General features: G+C 41.2%; 1 protein-coding gene. It reads right to left on the bottom strand.

What is annotated here, in order from left to right:
* Window positions 1–61: 61 nt before the first annotated feature.
* A partial coding sequence (locus tag JNA92_RS25665; protein ID WP_241807227.1) for a hypothetical protein occupies window positions 62–289 on the bottom strand: 228 nt, incomplete at its 5' end.

Here is a 289-nt window from a genome sequence, read left to right as displayed (position 1 = left end):
CAAACTCTTCAGTTCAATACTGCTTGGGTTTTTAAGAAACCCTAAACTTGGCTCAGCAATCTCAAATGACTATGTGATTTCTCGCATGGCCACTTGTGATGCTGATAATCTTTTTGACTATCAGTCCATACTCACAAGCACCCACACGAATTGCTTGATTCAATTTGTTAAAGAGCGTTTGGTTAAGAGCTTTTCGTCTCAACCGAGGCGCGCATTCTACGCTTTCCTCAGAGCCTGTCAAGCGTTTATTTTGAAGTTTTTTGCGAGAAACTCGTTTAGCTTCAAACAC

The organism is Pseudomonas putida, from assembly GCF_022627325.1.
Lineage (GTDB): Bacteria > Pseudomonadota > Gammaproteobacteria > Pseudomonadales > Pseudomonadaceae > Aquipseudomonas > Aquipseudomonas putida_X.
This window is presented reverse-complemented; position numbering and strand designations above follow the sequence as displayed.